We start from the raw sequence: 21531 nt of genomic DNA, 5'->3' as shown, positions 1-21531 counted from the left end.
TCCCCGTTCCTTACTTACCGTTCTGGCCATATTGCATCAACACTTGTCCGGCACCTGCCGGATCTACCTTTTCGCCTGAGCCTCTGCCCATAAACTTCGCACCGTAATATCTGACCATTTCCACCGTACGAATCCATTCCACAGGCTCAACCACACCCGAGCTCATTTTCCCTTGTAGGTCCGTCTGGTCCAGAAACTGATTCAACAACGGCACTTTCACGATCTTATTCAGCTCCGTTGTCACCTTGCGGTGAATCAGATTGTTCTCATATGTCATCTGTCCCTGCATCCCCGCAGGCATTCTGCTTTCGGCATTGGACAGCTTCTGAGCAGGCAATGAGCCTCCCTCACTGCCGTCAGGTACCTGAACACATTCCAAATTATTGGCTCCGCCCCAGCCAAACAAGGCGCCCAGCATGACATCATCCCTCAAACGCCAATAAAGCGAATCCCGTTGTCCTTGTGCAAAAGCCCCTGTACGCGGCTCCCTGAAGCTGTTATCCCAACTGTAAGCAGCTCTCTCCGAAGCGGTTGAAGCGACCTGCACCAGTATAGATTTTTGATATATGTACAGGCAGAAAAATAACATCACAAAAATGATCAACAACAGAATGGGAAAGACGAGGGACGCTTCTAATGAGAAGCTCCCGTCCTCTTTTTGTGCCAATATGCGCAGCATTATGAGTCCATAAAATCGTTACTCTTTTTATCTGCCTTTTTCAGCAAGCCTTCCACAATCTTCTTAATCTGATCCTTGAAAATAATTGCCACTGCAATCAGAATCGCAATGATCAGAATCATTTCCAACGTACCCAGACCTTCTTCCTCTTTGTACAATTTACGGATACCGCCTGTTACTAATGTCAACATCGTTTCATTCCCCCTACATATTCATCATCATTAAAGCGGGAGCACCCACAAGCACGATAACCGTGAGCAAAATCAGCGCCATTGGGAATACGAGCTTAGATGAAGACTGCTCCCCTCTTGTCCGACTAATCGACGTCCGTTTGCCCCATAACGTCTGGGACAACTCACGTAACGCCATCACGAAATCGCTCCCACCGCGTCTCATATTCAGCAATACCGTTGTTGTAAATACCGTCACTTCTTGAATACCGCAACGTTTGCTTAAATGCTCAAATGCCTGTTGAAAGGAATAACCGCTTTCCCATTCCCCCACAGTCTGGCGCAATTCCCGATACAACGGATGTACCGTATCTGCCCCTTTGCGCTCCACACAATGGAGCAACGCCCGTTGCACCGTCTCGCCTGCACCAACCAAAAGCATCATTTTACTCAGCAGCTCAGGTAATTCCAATAGAATTTGCTGATCCCGCTTCTGTACTTTTCCGTGCAAATCCTTGGCCAGTGCGACTGGAACCAGAACACCGAGTCCCATACCAAGCACCAGTCCGGTTGTATCTCCACCCATCATCAGTGATATTAAAGCTCCACCAGCGACCATCATATATCCGTAACCGAGCATTTCTGCCAGGAAAAGTATCGTTTTTTCTCCGCTGTTTCGCATACCAAACAGCTTTTGCACCGAACGCTGGAGCTTGAACATCAGCACAGGCAGCCTATGAGTAGCACGCAAAACATGAATCATGTGTACAAAAGGAACTGAAAGTCTTTGCAGCCGCAGTCCTTCCAGCTTCATATGGCGAAAATGTGCATACTGAGCAGCATACATCCGGTTCAGCACCACCCAACCTCCCACTTGCAGAACCAGCATGACCAGACAAACCAACATGACCATGTTTATCTCTCCTTACACTTCAATCTTCATAATGTGATTGATCCACACAAGACAGCCACCAAGCACCAACAGACAAATGGTGGACAAAATCATACCCGTACCACTATATAAAGGCATCATGTAGTCTCCTGCGGTCATTGTCATAAACAGTACAAATAAAAAAGGAGCAGCAAACATAACTCTCGATTCAAAACGCTTTTGCGCAATCATCACACCGATTTCTTGTTGAATTTCCAGCTTCTCCCCAATGACACTTGAAGCTCGTCGTACGACCTCCACCAGATCACCTCCGGTTCGTTTACAAGCCGCAAATACATCTGCAAAATTCGTAATATCCTCCATTTGGGCCCGACGGGCCAAATCCTGCAAGGCAGCCTCCACGGGCTGTCCAATTTCGAGACAGGCTGTAATAATGTTAAATTCAAAAATCAGATCATGATCTCCATCCGGACTGAGCAAACGCAAATCCTCCACAGCCTCACGAAAACCATTCTCTACCGACCTCCCCGCCGAAAGAGAAGACGAGAGGGAATATAAAGCCTGCTTGAATTGGATGCTTAGAGCAGACCTGCGTCGTTGCAGCAAAAATTGCCTGAAATAACGGGGCGTCGCCAGAGCTCCGACAGCACACAGTAACGATAATATCCATTGGTGATAAAATAGATAGCCAATCATTGCGAATAGCACGCCACTAAAGAGAATGCACATACTTTTTTGTATTGTCGTTAATGTATATACCGTATAGTCAGGCAGAGAAGGGACCTGACGGGATGCTTGCTCCGGCTTCCCTGCCGCCTTTTCAATCTTCATACCGCTGCTTCCCCCTATGCCAGCTTTCCGGCTTGATCCCGGCCATTTGCAGCTTTAACGTATGGTGCAAACCTTCACCACAACGTTTCAGCTCCCCTATAATTCTTCCTTTACTTTCTCCGTGTTCTTGAAAGCGATAGAGCGGATTAAGCGTCACCTCACCATTTTCAAAACCGATGACTTCGCTAATTTCTAGTATCCGTCTGGATTTGTCACGCAGCCGTGACAGATGGACGAATATATCAATGGCCGAGCTAATCTGCTGCCGGACTACACCAAGTGGAAGATCGGCCCCACCGAGCACCATCGTTTCCAGCCGACTGACCATATCACGGATATTATTCGCATGGCCGGTTGACAACGATCCATCGTGTCCTGTGTTCATCGCTTGCAGCATATCCAACGCCTCACTTCCCCTGACCTCACCCACTACAATCCGGTTAGGTCGCATACGCAAGGAGGAGCGAATCAGATCACGAATGGTGATCTCCCCCTTGCCCTCGGTATTCGCGTTCCGTGTCTCCATGGAAACGAGGTTAGGGACAGTCACGATTTGCAGCTCTGCCGAATCTTCAATCGTTATAATCCGTTCGGACGGTGGGATAAACTGGGATAACGCATTCAGAAAGGTTGTTTTACCTGAACCCGTTCCTCCGCTTATAAAAATATTGTATTTGCTACGTACCAGGTCCTTGAGCATTGCGGCAGCTTCCTCATCCAGCGCGCCTATTCGTATTAAGTCCTCCATCGTCATGGGACGTTCGGGAAACTTCCGTATTGTCATCGTTGGCCCCTTGAGGGCCACTGGCGGCAGTACAATATTGACGCGTGATCCATCCTTTAGACGAGCATCCACAATCGGCGAAGCCTCATTTACAATTCGATTTACCCCCGCTACAATCGTCTGGATCATATCCTCCAGTCGCTCTCGGGACTCAAATTGATCGGTCACCTGGATGACCTCACCTCCCCGCTCCACAAATATTTCCCGGTGACTGTTAATCATAATTTCCGTAACTGTCGGGTCGTCGATCAATGGCTGAAGCACATCCAGCCCACGGAACGAATTAAAAACTTTACGTACAAGTGCATGCTTTTCACGGGAAGTTAAGCCCGCCAGCTCTGCATCGTGTAAAATTCGATTTTCAATATGTCGGATCAAATCCGTATCGTCTACCGAAGACGTCACATCCAGCCCACCTCGGATATCTGCTCGCAGCGCCTTAAATCGCTCCTCATTTATGCTCATCAGCCCTTCACCCCCTTTTAAGACCAAGCAGCGGGCAACTGTGCCGCACTCTCCACATTCAGCAGCTCGCGACACAGATGACGGATTTCCCGCTGATAAATCGGTGAACTAAGCAATAATTCACGATGCTGCATCTGTTTCCATGAAGGAATATACGGCAGCGCTCCATGTAGCTCCATAAAGTCTCGAGGTAGTGAATTGATCATAGTTCCCATATAACGGTTCACCACAAAGCTCGTTTTGGACAGCATAGCTTCAAGCCCTTCGGGCTGTGTTAGCTCCAGAAAATCCAGCCATAGGCCGCACTTATGCATGCTCATTAAATCGTCAGCCAGCAGCCAGATCAGCTTATGACTGGCTTCAAGCATCGCTTGAGCGCGGTCACCGTTCTCAGATTCGCCATCTACGATTACTACATCATACTGTCCGCATTCAGCAATCGTCCGGATCAGCTGTACCGCTTCATCACAGGTCATATCTATTAGCTCCTTGCGATTATAGACAGGCAGAAAAGTATCGGCCTGAATTTCAGGGCGATGCACACAATAGGAAGCTACGGATAAGGGCACACCCGCACTTCCCGTCGCCTTGAGGTCATATAGCAGCCTGGACAGCCCTCCTCCTTCTGTGCTGTTAGAACTGCCTGAACCCGTGAACAACGAGCTTGAGTCCACCGTTTCCAGATTCAAATAAAATACGGAATACCCCTCATTCCCCAGTTGCTTGGACATATTGAGCGCAGCTGTTGTCTTTCCCATCCCGCCGGAAACCGCCACCATGCCGATAATGATTCCGCCTTCGCGGCTGTTTACACTTTGTCGACTGCTTGATTGCTGTCTTGCCATTTCCAAAATAGAACCTACCAGCTCGGATAAAGGCTGGTATTTCAATAACGGTTGTCCATATTCGCTCACTTCTTCTCCCTCATGTAATACCAAGCAAGGAATATTGGCAGCTTTCCGATCTGTCCACAGACTCAAAAAAGCCGCTTCACCCACCACGACATCCGGTCTTTTCATTCCATTCGTTTCCAGCATGTATTGACAAAATGCTTCCGGCTGCGAAAATGCCGTTATCCTCAGCCTTCTGGCGTACTCGCTTCCATGTACATAATTCAGCAACGGCTCAATATATTCCCGGCCATCTACAGCCAATACCACTTTCACCGGAATCATGACGCTACCCCCTTTCCTCAACACAACAACGCAAAAAAGCACCGTTCATCAAGCCGTAAATACATACGGTTGGTGAACGGTGCTTCCGTCACGTGCTATCTATTTACTGGTAGAATAGCATAGCACCTATTTTAGAGCAAGTACTTTTTATGCAAATACGACTTCAAATTCTTTTTAGGAGCAAAAGGCGGGGATACAATCCCCGCCTCCCGCTACCTTTATTTTAGAAGAACTTGTGGTGACGACGATGACAGTCATGATGACGATGATGACGATGTTTCCGATGATGGTGACATTTTTTCACAAAAAAGTCTTCATGAAACCGATGATGTTTGACTCTAGGTTTAAACTTAATGACCGTCACCTTAATGATTTTCTTAGTAACGCGTTTTCTTGGCTTAGGGAAATGACAATGATGCCGATGATGTTTAAACATATTCAAATTCGCCTCCATTTCTTTGAGATAGAATATACTATGGAAGCACGGAACAACCGGAAACCAGCATATGACTATTTACGTATGAATTGGGTAATTCACTCATCTTCCTCGAGCTTGATATTCGGTTCATAGTCCGCCACGATTAGAACATCCATATGACGCGCTTGACGAAGAATTCTCGGAACGACCGTAACCTTTCCCCAACACTTACTTCGGGAAGACTGGCCCACGATGAGCTGCGTACCTGTATATCCTTCTACCGGAGCAATTAAAATGTCGGCAATCTCCCGTCGGCTGGAAACAAGCCGAATTTCAAAGCTTCCTCCCAATCGGTTGGTCAACATCTTTAATTGTTCCAGTCGAGGGTTCAACCCCTCGGGTATACTCTCACCGACATGAACATAAGTCACAATCCACACGGCCTTCAACCGAAAAGCGATACGAAAACCACGGCGAATCAGCCTTTCAGCATTTTCGCTTATCGTGACGCCTACGAAAATCACTTCCTCCCTACGCCACGGTCCCCGAAGCGATCCGTGACGATCCCACGATTCCAGCCGTTCATCCACATCATCTGCCAATTCCCGTAAAGCCAGCTCACGCAACGCAATCAGGTTACCTAATTTAAAAAAATGGCTAAGCGCCTGTTCCACCTTGGCAGGATCGTATATTTTGCCATCACGCATCCGCTGCTGCAACGATTTTGGAGCCACATCAACAAGCTGTACCTCATCGGCCAAACGCATCATATGATCGGGGACAGTCTCTCTCACTCGAATGCCGGTAATTTGTTCTACCGCGTCATTCAAGCTCTCCAGGTGCTGTACATTCATTGTGGATATGACAGAAATACCTTGATCTAAAATAGTCAGTACATCCTCATAGCGCTTGGATCTCGGACTGCCAGGAACGTTGGTATGTGCCAGCTCATCAATAAGCACCACTTCAGGATTGCGCCTAAGAATGGCCTCTGTGTCCATTTCTTCCAAATGCACCCCATGACGCTCGACGGGCTGACGGGGAATCATATCCAGAGAACCCACTTGTGCCAGTGTTTCTGCTCTTCCATGCGTTTCCAGCAATCCGATTACAACATCAATTCCACTCTCCAGCAAATCATTGCCTTCTCTCAGCATCGTATATGTTTTACCGACCCCTGGAGCAGCGCCAATGTATACCTTGAGCTTGCCGCGCCGAATTTTGGCTGCCTCAGCCTGTGCTTCCTCATCGCTCAAGCGATGATATGGATCATTATCTCCTTCCTCCTGTCTCATCGTTGGCAAAATCCGTTCACCCTCCTGCTCGGCTCGATCTGCAATCAACAGCAGGTCCATGTTTTTCATCCGTTTAAAAATTCCGTTCACCAGCGACCCTCTAACCAGCTCCTGCCATCGGGTCTGCCGAGAATGCCCCATGACAATCCGGGTGACATTATGCGCTACCGCATAATGGATAAGCTGACGAGGCAACCTTCTGCGGGAAAAAAGCGGGACTTCTTCAAATGTCGATCCTACCTTGTCAGCCAACTGCACAATTGAGCGCTTGAAGGCTGCTGATTCCTTGGACAGCTTGTGCTTCGGGCTGACAAAGGAGACCACCAGCATATCTCCACCCAACCGCTTGGCGACCTGCTCTCCTCTGCGAACATAAATGGACCCGTTCCAATGATACTGAACAGGCACCAAAATACGCTCTGCGGCTCCTGACGCCCCGTGTAAGCCTAATTCCTCCCGGTGCCGCTCCAGCGAATCGTTCACATCCTCTGCCACTAATCGCAGTGCCAGCTCGCGCAGCTTACCGAGATTTCCCCGATGGAACATTTCAGGATTGGGCGTATGCATGTATCCTTTCGCCAGCCGTTCCAAAATGGTTTCCGGTGTGACATCAATCAGACGGATTTCATCCGCCAGCTCCAGTGTATCGACTGGAACCGTGGATGCCGCTTCAATCCCTGTCAGCTGATAAACCCACTCCGTTATCCCTTCGAGTTCATAGACATTGACGGTCGTAATGACGCTAATCCCCAGCTCCAGCAAATATTGAATATCCTCCAGCCGGGTTGGAAATCGGGCATCTTCCCGGTTGCGATGTGCCAAATGATCCACCAGCACCACCTCGGGATTGCGTTCCACCAAAGCTTCCAGATTCAAATCTTTTTGCTCCACACCATCCTGCATCCAATGAATACTGGGCACTCGCTCCAGCGTGCCGATTTGCTCCACGGTTTCACGCCGCTGCATGGTCGAGACCGCACAAATCACCACATCAATGCCTTCATGCTGAAGCGATTGTCCTTCCTGGAGCATATGATACGTTTTGCCCGAACCACTGACTGCACCGATGTAAATTTTGAGTCTGCCCCGATGCAGTTTGTTAATCGAATCCAGTATTTCCTCGGGTGATTTGCGTTTGAAGCTCTCCATCCTTTGTTCCTCCCCGCCACGCGACAGCTCATTTGCGTCCGTTCTTGTCTGGTTGTAATGAATGTACTCCGGTGTTCCAGACAATTCAAGATGAGCATCCTGGCTTTCCCCGAAAAAAGCCACACAAGGCAGTATACACGCAAAAAAGCGTGAATTCAGGCATTTCCTGCCTGTTTGCACGCTTTTTTGGTAAACCTGTAGGTGGTCGCTTCCTGCGAATTAATGGCGTTCTTCGCCAACCATCCCTCGCTGCTGAAGCCATTTTTGCCACACCACACCATGGGATGGAGAAAAGAGAAAAGCTATAAGCAGCAGCACACCCGATACACACAGCATACATGCTGCAATAGAGGCATCCAGCATACTTGCCGTGTAGAAGCCTGCCACCGAACTGATAGCCCCAAATCCGACGCTGTACACAATCATATGGGACAATTTCTCCGTGAGCAGGTAAGCCGTAAGTGGCGGTACCACAAGCATTCCAACCACCAGAATTGCCCCCACGCTCTCAAATGACGCCACGGTCGTAAGCGATACGAGACTCATCAGCAGATAATGAAAAAAAACAACCGGAATGCCCAGTGAAGCTGCTAATGCGGGATCAAAGGATGTGATCTTAAATTGCTTGAAAAAGCCCCACACCACGAGCATATTGATTAAAAACATCATACCTGTAGTCCATACAGCCCTCGGACCTACATCGACACCAGCAATTTCTAGCGTATTCCACGGCATATATGCAATCTCCCCATACAGCACGTGATCCATATCTAGATGAACATTAGAAGCAAACACGCTGACCAGCAGAACGCCGATGGCAAACAATGTCGTAAACACTACGCCAATGGCGGCATCACTTTGCAGACCACCTTGCTGGAATAGCTGAATCAGGTACACCGTTAGAAGACCCAGAGCGGCCGCACCAAACATCATCCATACCGAATCCCTGGACCCGCTGATTAAAAAAGCAATAACAATCCCCGGCAGCACCGCATGGCTGATTGCGTCACCGATCATAGCCATTTTTCGGAGCACGAGAAAGCAGCCCACAATGCTGCATCCCCCTGCCACTAACATTCCCGTCAAGATTACAATCAGCAGCATCAACAGCTTATCCAGCAGCCCCACTGGAAAACCAAGCCCACGGGCAAAGCCGGGATCAAAGCTAAGCAGCTTAAATTCCTTAAAGAACAATATGCATATCCCGATCAGCACCACCGAAATTGCTGCCATCGTATAAACATCAGACCATACCATTGCCGCAGCCTGACCAAATAAAAATTTATCCAATCCGCTTTGGTTTCCCGCGCCACTATGCTGAATTTCCGTCAACAGCATAATGCCGAAGCCAAAAAACACAGACAGCACCGCCGCAATCGCCGAATCGCTTTTGATTCTCGAATACCGGATCAGCGCACTAATGGCGAAGGTCGCAGCAAAATCCACTGCATGTTCGGGTCGGTCAAAAGCGTAGCGAAGCTTGTCATCTCCCTCACCTCACTCCGAGTATTGTGCCGGAACCCGGGCCTGTTTTGAGTATGCTCAGACGTCCGCCATACGTACGTTGCAGATTTTCCTCGGTAAACATCTCTGATGTCTCTCCAAACGCCGTCAGATGACCGTTCAACAGCATGACTTGGTCAAAATAATCGGTCACTGTAGACAAATCATGATGAACCACCAGCACGGTTTTTCCTCTGCCGCTTCAGATCGTTGAGCAATGATATAATTGCTTTTTCGGTCGCAGCGTCCACACCAACAAACGGTTCATCCATAAAATAAAGCTGAGCGTCCTGTGCGAGTGCTCTGGCTAAAAAAACACGCTGCTGCTGTCCACCTGACAGCTGACTAATCTGCCTGTCCGCATATGGGCTCATGCCTACCTTGTCCAGACACTCCATCGCTGCCATGCGATCTGCGGCTCCCGGTCGTTTAAACCAGCCCAGTCTGCCGTATCGTCCCATCATGACCACATCCAGCGCGTTCGTCGGAAAATCCCAATCCACCGACTCCCGCTGCGGTACATAACCAACCTTGAGCAGCTGCTGCTTGTAGGGCTTGCCGTAGACCAGCACCTCACCCTTGAGCTTTGGAATCAGTCCGAGCGCTGCCTTAATCAGCGTAGATTTCCCAGCCCCGTTCGGCCCAATAATACCGATCAGCTTGCCTTCCGGCACCTCAAAGGAAGCATCGAACAGAACAGGCTTTTTTTGATAAGCTACAGATAAATCACGAACGACAAGCGGTGAATGCCCCATATGTTTTGCCTCCTTTTTTTAAGCGCTTTAACTATCGTATTGACGTTATGCCTCACCATTCCGATGTACGTGCCTTCTTCCGTGCCTTCTTTGCCCATGGCATCCGAATATAGCTCGCCACCAATCCTTATCGTATGGCCTTGCTGAGCGGCTCCCTGAATAACCGCATCTATGGCCTTTCTCGGCACGCTGGTTTCTACAAATAAGGCTTTGATTTTATGCTCCACCAGATAGTCTCGCAGCTTGGTCACATCCTGAGAGCCTGCTTCAGACTCTGTACTCATGCCTTGAAGTCCCTTAACCTGAATGTCGTAAGCATCTCCAAAATAGCCGAAGGCATCATGTGCCGTGACTAGCACGCGCTGGGCTTCCGGTATGCTGGCAATCTGCTCCCTTGTGTAATCATCCAGCTTCCGCAGCTCAGCTAGATAGGTTTCTGCGTTAGCCTTATAATCCTCTGCATGCACAGCATCAAGCGCCGACAATTCGTCTCTGACGGTTTCTACCGCAGACATCCAGTTTTGTACGTTAAACCAGATATGCGGATCATGCTCAGCCCCCATTTCCGGGCTGCCTGTACGCAGCTGATCCTGGGTGATGTTTTTGGAGACAGGTATGACGGGTTTTTGCTTGCCGATTTTCTCCAGAATGTCCTGCATTTTTCCTTCCAAATGCAACCCGTTATAAAAAATAATGTCGGCCTGATCCAGCTTGCGCATATCTCCCTGAGAAGCCTTGTACAAATGCGGGTCAACGCCTGATTTCATAATGCCTGTAACCTCCACATGATCACCGCCAACCTTGCCCACAATATCCGAAATCATGCCGATGGTCGTCGTAGCCTTTATTTTTTGTCCTGCCTCTCTTGTCGTTCCCTGTTCCTTCTGCTCCTGACTACATGCACTGGCAAGAACCAAAACCAGTGACAATACTCCAACCGTCGTTACCCATCGCGGCAAAGTTTTCTTAGACTGCTTGTTCATGCTTTAAAACCTCCTTCGAATATTGTATTGGGACAAACTATTTTCATAAGACAATTATTTTTTACAAGGAATATATTTTGGAGTGTACACTAAAATTTTTACCTAGGGAAACATTTTTAGAATAATAAATCTTATTCCTTTTGCCTGATCGTTCGATTTTGGCTCTCTGAATGTGTAATATATAGAAGACATCCAATCGTTAAAATAAAGAACGTATATAAAGAAGGTGCATATCATGAAGCAAACAGGACGCAGCCCATATCAGGACAAACGTCAGCAACATCGGATTCGGCCAATGCTGCACATTTTTGTGCTGCTGTGCTGTCTGGCTACCCTTACATCGTGTGCTCGGGGGGATATCCATGTCGATGTTCATCTTGATCGGAGTATAGATATGGATGCATCGTTCAGTGTGAACAATCAGACACTGATGATGTTGGACAATCCCGGACTGCTGGATCAATTAGCCAAGCGTATTCAAAGCAATAATGTGGATGTTCAGCCGCTAGCTGAACAGGGAAGAAAGGGATATCAAATCAAGGGGCATTATGAAGGAGATTGGGCCACAAACGAAAAAAATCCCAATCAGGAATTCAATCTGCCCGAGGGATTAGAAGTAAAACGCGCTGTGACCCAACATTTTTTCACAACAAATTATGATCTTACGATGAAGCTTGATCTGCCACGAATGCTTCCTGAAGAAGCCAGGGGGTTGAGTGACAAATTACAGCAAATGAATGTGTTCGCGCGCAAATTACTGGAGCGGCAGCTTGATCTTAACTTTAGCCTGTCCTTGCCAATCCGACCTGCTGCCAGCAATGCGGACAGTGTATCGAAGGACGGAAAAACACTGCGTTGGGACATTGCCCCATTGGAATCCAATGAGTTGAAATTATCCATCAATGTCCCGAATCTACGACATATCGTATATGTAGCTATTGCGGGCTTGATACTGATTGTGGTGATTGTGATATGGCTGATTCGTGGTCATCACTCCAAAAGGAAAGCTGCCCCCTCTGAATCTTAAACCCTGACATCGCTAAAAAAATCGTTTCCGAATCTCTGGTGGGGGGATCTGGCATTGATCCTCTTCATCCTTGCCAAACCAGCGGTATCGGTTACGTGCTATCCAGTTATAGACAGCATCACGCATAAAGCGGGGAAATAGAATGAAAGCATAGGCCAGCGGGTATGGAAAACGAAGACGCCTGGCAATCCGCAGAGCCGCAGTTGACCTTGTATAATACATACCGTCTTCAATCAATACAAACGTATCCAGCTGATCTGTAGATAGTCCTCCTGCACGTAAAAGCCTTTGTCCTTCCTCGGATTGAAGGGAACCAAAATGGAATATCCCCTCAGGGTCACGCTTGATAATAAAGCGGGCTGCCCCCTGACAAAAATGGCATACCCCATCCACCAACACAATGGAATGCTCCAAACGATCATACTGCTTCATCATGCTTTCACCTCCAAGGAAATCAACAGCTTGCATGCCTTTATGCGTAAAACAAAAATCCATATAACAAAAAAACGTCGAAATCATCCGACGCTTGTTTAGAAAGGTATCGACTTTTACTTGTTCGGGGACTAGCTCAATGCTTTCTCGAACAATTGTTTGGCATGAATTTGCCCTAAAAGCTCTTCATGAAACTGATCCATACACTTGCAGATAAAATCCTTATGGCATACCGGGCAAGGTGTCGTTAGCAGTCGACTAATATTCGTCAAAGTCCACTCCGGATTACGTTGAGAAAAAACGCGGCACTCTGTACCATCGGCCAAACTCATTTTAAACTCATAAAGCCCTTCTTTTTCGTTGCTGCCAGCCAGCGTGAAATTAACAATATTCGGTCTGTAAGACATCGTATCACCCGTATTTTTCAAATTTGTTTCGTACCTGGTGACCAGAATCACCTAAGCCATCTTAATGAATTTTGGCGTTGATGTCAAATGGTCGGGGATCTACCGTCATGTTAATACATGATTTCCTTCCCGTATGTACTTTAAACGAACCACACACAATGAATCATAAAAAATAGGATTAACTTGCTTGGTCACACAAAAGTTGCACTGGACAAAAACTATTGTAGGTGTACAATAGGGATAACGTAATCGTTATGTCTCTAATACTATAATTCAATATGAATAAAGAAGGTGAAGCGTATGAAAAATATGAAGGGTAACGTGGTGGAAATCGCTTCACTGTCGGAAGTGAATCGTTCCTTGAGCGTCCCTAAAGACGGTACCTGGTTTCGGAAGTTTCTCGCCTTTGCCGGACCCGGCTATATGGTCGCTGTCGGCTATATGGATCCCGGCAATTGGGCTACAGACATTGCAGGCGGATCAAAATTCGGCTACACGCTGCTGAGTGTTATTCTGGTCTCCAACCTGATCGCTATTCTGCTGCAAGCCTTATCTGGCAAGCTTGGCATTGCCACAGGTAAAGATTTGGCACAAATGTGCCGTGATGCCTATAGTCGTCCCGTCGCAATCGGCTTATGGCTTTTATGCGAAATTGCCATTGCAGCCATGGATTTGGCCGAGGTTATCGGTTCAGCCATTGCATTGAAGCTGCTGTTTGGTCTACCGCTACTGTATGGCGTTATCATTACCGCATTTGATGTCATGCTCATTTTATTGCTACAAAACAAAGGTTTTCGGGCTTTGGAAACATTGGTCATTGTACTAATGGCGACAATTGCCGGGTGCTTTGGCATCAATCTCATTTTGGCACAGCCATCATGGGGCGGCGTGTTAGGCGGATTTGTGCCAGATTCACAAATTTTGACCAACCCTAGCATGCTGTATATTGCTATCGGTATTATGGGTGCTACCGTAATGCCCCACAATCTTTATCTGCATTCATCCATTGTACAAACTCGCAAATTTGAGCAAACTTCTGCAGGTAAACGGGAAGCTATTAAATTTGCAACTTGGGATTCCAGTATTGCGCTTATGTTTGCTCTCTTCATTAATGCCGCCATTTTGATCGTGGCAGCAGCGGTGTTCCATACTGCCGGAAGAACGGATGTAGCTGAAATTAGCGATGCCTACTATCTGCTGTCGCCTTTGCTCGGAACCACACTTGCAAGCATCCTATTCGGGATCGCATTGCTCGCCTCCGGCCAAAATTCGACTGTAACAGGTACGTTAGCCGGACAAATCGTTATGGAGGGCTTTCTCAACCTCCGCCTTTCCCCTTGGCTGCGTCGTCTGATAACCCGACTCATCGCTATCATTCCAGCGGTAATTGTCACTGCTATCGCCGGTGAAAAGGGGGCAGAAGAACTGCTTGTACTGAGTCAGGTCATTCTGTCCATCCAGCTGCCCTTTGCCATCATCCCACTGTTGCTCTTTACGAGTGACAAAAAGATCATGGGTGAATTCGCGAACAAAACGTGGCAAAAAGCACTAACCTGGATCGTGACCGCTGTCATTATCGTTTTGAATGTGATACTCATTATTCAGACGATTTCAGGTTGAACAATAATCATTAGCAGATGCCTAGGCTACACCCAAAAAAGGAGATATCCAAAACGCCATAAAAGGCGTAAGGATATCTCTTTTCTTTTCCCAATCGTATATCTGTACATTCATGCAAAATTCTTTACTTCCTTAGTTTGTAATGATACAGTAAAACCACAATACTAAATGTTTAGTATTAAATGTTTATTACCAAACTATGTAGAGGAGATATCATTTTGAGTACGACACGTGTAATGGTTCTTGGGCTTTTATTACAATACGGAGCAATGTCCGGATATGAGATACAACAAAAGATGCAATCCGCTCAAACGGATAAATGGGCTTATGTGCAACCAGCTTCTATATACCATGCCTTAAAAAAAATGGATTCAGAAGGAATTGTACAGTTAGAAACGTTAGAACAGACAGGGAACCGGTCCAAAGCCATATATGCTATCACGGAGGCTGGAAAAAGTGAGTTTAGTCGGCTTTTAATCGAATCGTTTAAAGAATCTTCTGTTGTGTTTCCAACAGCACTGTACACAGCTTTAACTTTTATGGATGAGGCTGGGCTCCATGAAATTGAAGAAGCTTTAAGTTTTCAGCAGCAAGCCATCGAAAAAATCTATAAAGAAATGAAACTAGGGCAAGAACAAAAAGCTGAACTTATGGATATCCCCGTAAACGTCATGTTAATTTTCAGAAATATTTATGATCAATGCGAGCTTCAATTAAAATTTGTAAAACAAATTAAAGAGGAAATCAGAAGAAATTTATAAGGAGGATGTAATCATGAAACGGAGTAAAGGAGCACAGAATAAGCAAAAAGCTGCTCTAATTGTTGTTGGATTAGCTGTATTCATTGATATGTTAATCTATGGATTAGTCGTCCCCATTTTGCCAAGGTACGCAGATTCTTTGGGAGCAACTCAAACCGAAATCGGTTTTTTATTCAGCAATTATGCAATCGCATTATTTATAGCTACACCTGTTTTTGGCTTATTAACGGATCGGATTGGGAGAAAGACACCTTTATTATGGGGGTTAATTGGACTCATAGCCTCCACTTTAATGTTCGCCATAGCCCACACCCTCTGGCTGCTTGTACTGGCACGTGCTCTTCAGGGAATCGCCGCCGCAATGACCTGGACAGCAGGGCTCGCTCTCTTGGCTGATCAATATCCATCTGAAGAACGTGGCAAAGCTATGGGCTTGGCATTATCCGGTCAAGCCGCCGGAACCCTTCTCGGACCGACAATTGGCGGTTGGTTGTATCAATGGGGAAGTTACCAGCTTCCTTTTTACTTTGCCATCTCCCTGGCTGTCATTGATGCTGTACTTCGGTTAATACTGCTGCATGATATTCCGGAAGCAAAAAATGAAAAGTATATTTCCCCTTTCTCGTTCATGAAAAATAAAGATTTGCTTTTGGTTATTGGAGTTGTGATTATCGGCGCATCCATCCCAAGCGTACTTGAGCCAACATTACCGTTACACCTACAGCACAATTTTAGCGCTAACCCTGGACTTATTGGATTATTATTTGCCATTCCCACACTTGCTTATGGCCTGGCAACACCTTTTATAGGACAGTTTTCCAGTAAGATTGGTTATAAAAATGGAATTCTCCTCGGTCTACTTATGGTATCCATTGCTCTTCCTCTGACTGCACTTCCAGAAATATTATCGTTTCAAGCTATTATTTTAGCTGTTTTAGGGGTTAGCATGGGCATGGTCCTTGCTCCCTGCTTACCCCAACTTGCTGATATTTCTCAACGAAGTGGAATTCATTCTTATGGAATTACTTTTGCACTCTATAACACGGCATACTCGATTGGCCTAATGATCGGCCCTATTTTGAGCAGTACTCTTACGGATCTAATGAATATTAAGTTATCTTATTTAATCATAGGCATTATTGTATTTATATACATGTTCGTACTCGCTTCAGCCTTAAGGAAAGCCAAAAATTCATATCTCCCATAAGGAATGAAGCGCTTCCTTGCAGCTTTATCCATCCCAGATAATTCCAATCCCGTAAAAAAGGTATCCCTCAAGCTTATCGCTCGGGAATACCTTTTTTTGATCCATCTATGGCCTTACAGGCTCTACCTTCTTTGCGCTTCAAGCGCGAGGTTCAGCTTGAGCACGTTCACACGCGGCTCTCCGAACACTCCGGCACTACGGCCTTCTGTTTGCTCCTGTACCAGTGCTTTCAGCTGATCCTGCGCGATTCCCGTCAAGCGGCTAATGCGCGGAATTTGCACCTGTGCCGCCTGTGGCGAGATGTGCGGGTCCAGGCCTGAACCGGAGTTCGTAATCAAGTCCACCGGAACCTGGCTAATCGGCACATCTGGATTTTGTTTCTGCCAAGCGGCAATGGAATCCTGGACTCGCTGTATCAAGGCCGGATTCGATGGTGCGTAGTTATTTGAGCCTGAACCAGCCCCATTATAATCAATGCTCGACACCCGACCTTGGAAAAAGGCCGGATTGGCAAAGGATTGCCCGATCAGCTCAGAGCCAACAATCCGTCCCTCCGCATCCTGTAGCATGCTGCCGCCCGCCTGCTGCGGAAACAATACCTGTGCCACTCCTGTACTGACCAGCGGGTATGCCAAGCCGCACAAGAGGATCATCAGCACCGAGGTTCGCAAAGCGACTCCAACGATTGTACTTCCTCGCATCTCCTGTCTCTCCGGCTGCCCCTCTGACATAGCGTCCGTCTCTGTACGGTTGCTGCCACCTTGTCCGGCAGACCCGGCTTTTTCGTGTGCAGCAAATCTACGACCAGACATCATCCGATAAAACCCACTCATGTTGCTCACCCTTTCCGCTTCCATTATCTGAAATGCATCCTTTTACAGGCTGCTTTAAATCCATAAATGCACCAGCAAATCAATGGCCTTAATGCCGACAAACGGTACCACCATACCGCCCAAACCATAAATCAGCAAATTCCGTCCGAGCAGACGATCCGAGCTCATCGGCTTATACTTTACGCCCTTCATCGCCAGCGGAATCAGGAGCGGAATAATAACCGCGTTAAAGACCAGCGCCGACAAAATAGCAGACAGCGGGGAGCCAAGCCCCATGACGTTCAAAGCGCCCATTTGTGGAATGGCCAACATGAACATCGCCGGGATAATGGCAAAATATTTGGCAACATCGTTCGCGATACTAAACGTTGTCAGAGCGCCGCGTGTCATGAGCAGCTGCTTGCCGATAGCGACCACCTCAATAATTTTGGACGGATCGGAATCCAGGTCCACCATATTGGCGGCTTCCTTGGCTGCGACCGTGCCGCTGTTCATGGCAAGACCGACATCCGCCTGCGCCAGCGCAGGAGCATCATTTGTGCCGTCTCCGGTCATAGCCACCAGCTTGCCCTGCTCCTGCTCACGGCGGATCACTGCGATTTTATCCTCCGGCTTGCTTTCTGCTACAAAATCGTCCACACCTGCTTCACGAGCAATAGTAGCAGCGGTCAGCGGATTATCCCCGGTACACATAATCGTACGAATACCCATTTCCCGGAGCTGATCGAACCGCTCCTTCATACCCGGCTTCACCGTGTCCTTCAAATAAATAATCCCGTATATCTGATCGTCCAGCGCGACTGCCAGCGGCGTTCCTCCTTCAGAGGCCACCTGATTGGCTTTTTCCTCCAGATCGGCTGGAACGCTGCCGTTTTGCGATACGATCCACTGCCGAACTGAGTCTACCGCGCCCTTGCGTACCTTTCGTCCATCAGCCAGATCCAGACCACTCATCCGGGTTTCCGCCTTGAACTCGATAAAGGCTCCGCCTGCCGCCAAAGATTCATCCAGCGTGTACTCCTGCTTGCGCATCAATTCCAGCACCGAGCGTCCCTCGGGCGTCTCATCCTTCATAGAGCTCATTGCTGCCCACTTCACTAGCTCTGCCTTCTCCACGCCCCCTACAGGCACGAATTCACTCGCCATCCGGTTCCCGAAGGTGATGGTACCCGTTTTGTCGAGAATCATCGTGTTGATGTCCCCGGATGCCTCTACCGCCTTGCCTGACATCGCCAGCACGTTAAACTGGGTAACCCGGTCCATACCGGCAATCCCAATAGCGGACAGAAGCCCTCCAATCGTGGTCGGAATCAGACAGACCAGCAACGAAATCAAGACTGGTACAGGCAAATTGATGTTAAAATGACGGGCAATCGGAGCCAGCGTGACCACCACGATCAAAAAAATAATCGTTAAGCTGATCAGCAGCGTATTCAGCGCAATTTCATTCGGCGTTTTTTGCCGCTGCGCCCCTTCCACGAGCGAAATCATTTTATCAATAAACGTTTCGCCTGGCTCTGTTGTAATCCGCACTTTAATGCGGTCACTCACGACCCGTGTCCCGCCCGTTACCGAGCAAAAATCACCGCCCGATTCCTTGATCACTGGAGCCGATTCTCCCGTAATCGCGGATTCATCCACTGAGGCAAGACCTTCAATAACCTCACCATCACTCGGAATCATCTCGCCCTGGGACACCATCACAATGTCACCTTTGCGAAGTTCAGTCGAGCTGACCACCTGAAGCTCATCCCCGACAAGCTTGTTGGCTTGTGTATCCTGCTTGGATTTTTTCAAAGAGGCCGCTTGCGCCTTGCCCCGCCCCTCCGCAAGCGCTTCGGCAAAATTGGCAAAAAGCAGTGTGAACAGCAGAATAATAAAAACCGCTAGATTAAAGCCCATTTCGTTGCCAGTTCCAAAATAACCAGGAAACAGCAGCATGAGCAGCACGACCAGTGTACCGATCTCCACGACGAACATGACAGGATTTTTCATCATGATCATCGGATTTAATTTCATAAAGCTATCCTTGATCGCATGCTTCAAGATGCTTTTATCCAGCATGCGTTTACGTTGTTCCTTCATGATCAAGCACCCCGTTCATCCATTCTCATTTTCTTCTTCATGCTATTCTTCATCACATGGTCAAAAATTCGGCTACAGGCCCCAATACGATGACTGGCAAAAAGGTCAACGCACCAATCAACAGGACAACTCCGATCAGGATAGCCCCAAACAGCTTGTTGTCCGTGCGAAGTGTGCCCGTCGTCACCGGAGTCGGCGCTTTGGCATTCAACGAAGCCGCAACAGCCAACAGTGCAACCATAGATACATACCGTCCAAAGAACATCACTACGCCTGTCGTAATGTTCCAAAACACGTTGTTATCCGCGAGACCTTCGAATCCCGAACCGTTATTTGCCGCAGAAGACGCATATTCATAAAGCACCTGAGTCAGCCCATGATATCCGGGGTTTGTGACCGCATCATATCCCCAATGACTCATAAATGCGAGCGCCGTCGGGGCCAGAATGAGAAACGGGTGTACCAGAATAGCAATCGCAATTAGCTTCATTTCCTTGCCTTCAATTTTCCTACCCATAAATTCCGGGGTTCTTCCGACCATCAGTCCGCATATAAACACACCCAGAATCGCGTACATCAGCATGTTCATCAGCCCGACACCCTTGCCGCCGAAAATGACGTTTAGCATCATTTCACCCAAAGCAGCCATACCACCCAGCGGGGTCAGAGTGTCATGCATATTATTGACCGAGCCCGTCGTTGCCGCTGTCGTCACCGCAGTGAATAATGCCGATTGTCCAATGCCAAAGCGCACCTCTTTCCCTTCCATACTTCCTTGAGAAGCATCCACACCCAGCGCCTGTATCAGTGGATTCCCCGTCTTCTCAGATACGTACGTAATGGACAGAAAAATGAGGAACAATACCATCATCGAGCTAAAAATAATCCAGCCCTGCTTGCGATTACGGGCAAACAATCCAAAGGTATACGGCAGCGAAGCCGGCATCACCCACATAGCCAAAATTTCCAGCACGTTCGTCCAGGGACTTGGATTCTCAAAAGGATGCGCAGAGTTGGCTCCCGCATAACCGCCTCCATTCGTACCCAAATGCTTGATGGATTCCAAGGAAGCAATCGGCCCCAAAGCAATCTGCTGCTGTGTTCCGCTCAGCGTCGTAACATTCGCCGTAGGCTGTAGCGTCTGCGGTACCTTCAATCCAACCAGCACCAGCGTGAGCACAAAGGCAAGCGGCAGGAAAATCCGTATAATCGCCTTGATAAAATCTTGAAAAAAATTGCCCATTCCTTCACCGCGCCGCGTCAATCCTCTCATAAAGGACGCAGCAACAGCAAATCCGGAAGCAGCCGAAGTGAACATCATCATCGTGACAAACGCCATCTGTGTCAGATACGTAAGTCCGCTTTCTCCACTATAATGCTGGAGATTCGTATTGGTCATAAAGCTGATCACCGTGTTAAAAGTCAATGAAGCTTCCATATTGCCGTTTCCAGCCGGATTGCCGGGAAGCATTCCTTGCAAACGCAACAACACATAGCTGATGATTACCAGCACGACATTGGTAGCAAGAAAGCTCATAACATACGTAGTCCAGCGCATACTCCCCAGCTTCTTCAAGCCTACAATCTTATAAATTAGCTTTTCCGTTCCGCCAAAAATCCGATCCGTCCGATTCGGTTCATTCGAAAATACATGATACATATAAGTGCCCACTGGCTTTACCAAGAGCAGCAATATGACAATCACAATCCCAATTTGCAGCAGCTCCATCCTCTATTCCTCCTTCAAAATGCTCCTGCGTGTGTAGAACAACAGACCTGACTCAGACCACCAATCGAATGCACACGTTTGCGCCAAACCGCCATCTGTGAAGCCTGATCCATGATCTGCTGTTCTTGTCCGCTTCATCTTATAGCTGATTAGAACTTTTCAGGGTTCAGGAGCGCGTAGATTAAATACACCAACACCATAGCCGTGAGCGCAAGCACAACAATCATCCTTTTCGCCCTCCTTTAGAGGTCTGCGCATCACACCAGCGTACAAATAGCAGTATCGCTCCATAACTCACAGCCAGCACGAGCAGCATGTATATATCCATCAT

General features: G+C 47.8%; 19 protein-coding genes and 2 pseudogenes. 4 read left to right on the top strand and 17 right to left on the bottom strand.

Features of this window, described 5'->3' with window-relative positions:
• Positions 1-10 precede the first annotated feature (10 nt).
• From GCU48_RS17895 to GCU48_RS17845, 11 genes and pseudogenes are all read right to left on the bottom strand, one after another.
• The gene (locus tag GCU48_RS17895) at positions 11-679 is read right to left on the bottom strand and encodes a TadE family protein (RefSeq protein WP_152380942.1); all 669 of its coding nucleotides are present in this window, start codon (positions 677-679) and stop codon (positions 11-13) included.
• Entirely contained in the window at positions 679-870 is a 192-nt protein-coding gene (locus GCU48_RS17890; RefSeq protein ID WP_025716198.1) for a Flp1 family type IVb pilin, read from the bottom strand. The genes GCU48_RS17895 and GCU48_RS17890 overlap by 1 nt, the downstream gene beginning before the upstream one ends.
• A gap of 13 nt (positions 871-883) precedes the next feature.
• Positions 884-1762 (bottom strand): type II secretion system F family protein, encoded by an 879-nt coding sequence (locus tag GCU48_RS17885; RefSeq protein ID WP_152380941.1) that lies wholly within the window; start codon positions 1760-1762, stop codon positions 884-886.
• Between the two features lie 12 nt (positions 1763-1774).
• The gene (locus GCU48_RS17880) at positions 1775-2572 is read right to left on the bottom strand and encodes a type II secretion system F family protein (RefSeq protein WP_152380940.1); all 798 of its coding nucleotides are present in this window, start codon (positions 2570-2572) and stop codon (positions 1775-1777) included.
• Positions 2562-3815 (bottom strand): TadA family conjugal transfer-associated ATPase, encoded by a 1254-nt coding sequence (locus GCU48_RS17875; protein ID WP_025716195.1) that lies wholly within the window; start codon positions 3813-3815, stop codon positions 2562-2564. The genes GCU48_RS17880 and GCU48_RS17875 overlap by 11 nt, the downstream gene beginning before the upstream one ends.
• 23 nt (positions 3816-3838) lie before the next feature.
• Positions 3839-4996, bottom strand: coding sequence for a P-loop NTPase family protein (locus GCU48_RS17870; protein WP_152380939.1), 1158 nt, complete (start codon positions 4994-4996; stop codon positions 3839-3841).
• Positions 4997-5530: 534 nt separating this feature from the next.
• Positions 5531-7858, bottom strand: coding sequence for a histidine kinase (locus GCU48_RS17860; protein ID WP_152382200.1), 2328 nt, complete (start codon positions 7856-7858; stop codon positions 5531-5533).
• Positions 7859-8077: 219 nt separating this feature from the next.
• Positions 8078-8962: a metal ABC transporter permease gene (locus GCU48_RS17855; RefSeq protein WP_244316312.1), complete on the bottom strand. Its 885-nt coding sequence runs from the start codon at positions 8960-8962 to the stop codon at positions 8078-8080.
• Between the two features lie 21 nt (positions 8963-8983).
• Positions 8984-9304: pseudogene (locus tag GCU48_RS28145) on the bottom strand (metal ABC transporter permease); the annotation flags it as partial.
• A 46-nt stretch (positions 9305-9350) separates the two neighbouring features.
• Positions 9351-10116 (bottom strand): annotated as a pseudogene (locus GCU48_RS17850) (metal ABC transporter ATP-binding protein).
• The gene (locus GCU48_RS17845; protein ID WP_152380937.1) at positions 10077-11099 is read right to left on the bottom strand and encodes a metal ABC transporter solute-binding protein, Zn/Mn family; all 1023 of its coding nucleotides are present in this window, start codon (positions 11097-11099) and stop codon (positions 10077-10079) included. The pseudogene GCU48_RS17850 and the gene GCU48_RS17845 overlap by 40 nt, the downstream one beginning before the upstream one ends.
• A 235-nt stretch (positions 11100-11334) precedes the next feature.
• Between GCU48_RS17845 and GCU48_RS17840 the strand changes: the two genes are divergently transcribed.
• On the top strand, positions 11335-12126 hold the full coding sequence (locus GCU48_RS17840) for a DUF3153 domain-containing protein (RefSeq protein WP_152380936.1): 792 nt from the start codon (positions 11335-11337) through the stop codon (positions 12124-12126).
• 12 nt (positions 12127-12138) lie between these two features.
• On the opposite strand, the gene GCU48_RS17835 is transcribed toward GCU48_RS17840, so the two are convergent.
• Positions 12139-12558: a thiol-disulfide oxidoreductase DCC family protein gene (locus GCU48_RS17835; protein WP_370880998.1), complete on the bottom strand. Its 420-nt coding sequence runs from the start codon at positions 12556-12558 to the stop codon at positions 12139-12141.
• A gap of 131 nt (positions 12559-12689) precedes the next feature.
• A complete protein-coding gene (locus GCU48_RS17830) occupies positions 12690-13016 on the bottom strand; it encodes a hypothetical protein (protein WP_152380934.1) in 327 nt (108 codons plus the stop codon).
• A gap of 249 nt (positions 13017-13265) precedes the next feature.
• On the opposite strand from GCU48_RS17830, the gene GCU48_RS17825 reads away from it, so the two are divergent.
• The 3 genes from GCU48_RS17825 (at position 13266) to GCU48_RS17815 (ending at position 16553) form a co-directional block, all read left to right on the top strand.
• A complete protein-coding gene (locus GCU48_RS17825; protein WP_152380933.1) occupies positions 13266-14585 on the top strand; it encodes an Nramp family divalent metal transporter in 1320 nt (439 codons plus the stop codon).
• Between the two features lie 218 nt (positions 14586-14803).
• Complete coding sequence (locus GCU48_RS17820) at positions 14804-15346, top strand: PadR family transcriptional regulator (RefSeq protein ID WP_025716185.1); 543 nt, start codon at positions 14804-14806, stop codon at positions 15344-15346.
• A gap of 13 nt (positions 15347-15359) precedes the next feature.
• Positions 15360-16553, top strand: coding sequence for an MFS transporter (locus tag GCU48_RS17815; RefSeq protein ID WP_152380932.1), 1194 nt, complete (start codon positions 15360-15362; stop codon positions 16551-16553).
• Between the two features lie 122 nt (positions 16554-16675).
• Here GCU48_RS17815 and kdpC read toward each other — a convergent pair whose 3' ends face one another.
• The 4 genes from kdpC to kdpF all read right to left on the bottom strand — a co-directional run bounded on the left by kdpC (position 16676) and on the right by kdpF (position 21400).
• Positions 16676-17410 carry a potassium-transporting ATPase subunit KdpC gene (kdpC, locus tag GCU48_RS17810; RefSeq protein ID WP_152380931.1) on the bottom strand — a complete coding sequence of 245 codons (735 nt, stop codon included), beginning with the start codon at positions 17408-17410 and terminating at the stop codon, positions 16676-16678.
• 30 nt (positions 17411-17440) lie between these two features.
• Entirely contained in the window at positions 17441-19471 is a 2031-nt protein-coding gene (gene kdpB, locus GCU48_RS17805; RefSeq protein WP_152380930.1) for a potassium-transporting ATPase subunit KdpB, read from the bottom strand.
• A 52-nt stretch (positions 19472-19523) separates the two neighbouring features.
• Positions 19524-21200 (bottom strand): potassium-transporting ATPase subunit KdpA, encoded by a 1677-nt coding sequence (gene kdpA / locus GCU48_RS17800; protein ID WP_152380929.1) that lies wholly within the window; start codon positions 21198-21200, stop codon positions 19524-19526.
• 149 nt (positions 21201-21349) lie between these two features.
• The gene (kdpF, locus tag GCU48_RS29315; RefSeq protein WP_425280874.1) at positions 21350-21400 is read right to left on the bottom strand and encodes a K(+)-transporting ATPase subunit F; all 51 of its coding nucleotides are present in this window, start codon (positions 21398-21400) and stop codon (positions 21350-21352) included.
• Positions 21401-21531: the final 131 nt, after the last annotated feature.

The sequence above is a fragment of the Paenibacillus brasilensis genome (genome assembly GCF_009363115.1).
Taxonomy (GTDB): domain Bacteria; phylum Bacillota; class Bacilli; order Paenibacillales; family Paenibacillaceae; genus Paenibacillus; species Paenibacillus brasilensis.
Note: the sequence above shows the minus strand (reverse complement) of the source record. Positions and strands in the feature narration are given on the sequence as shown.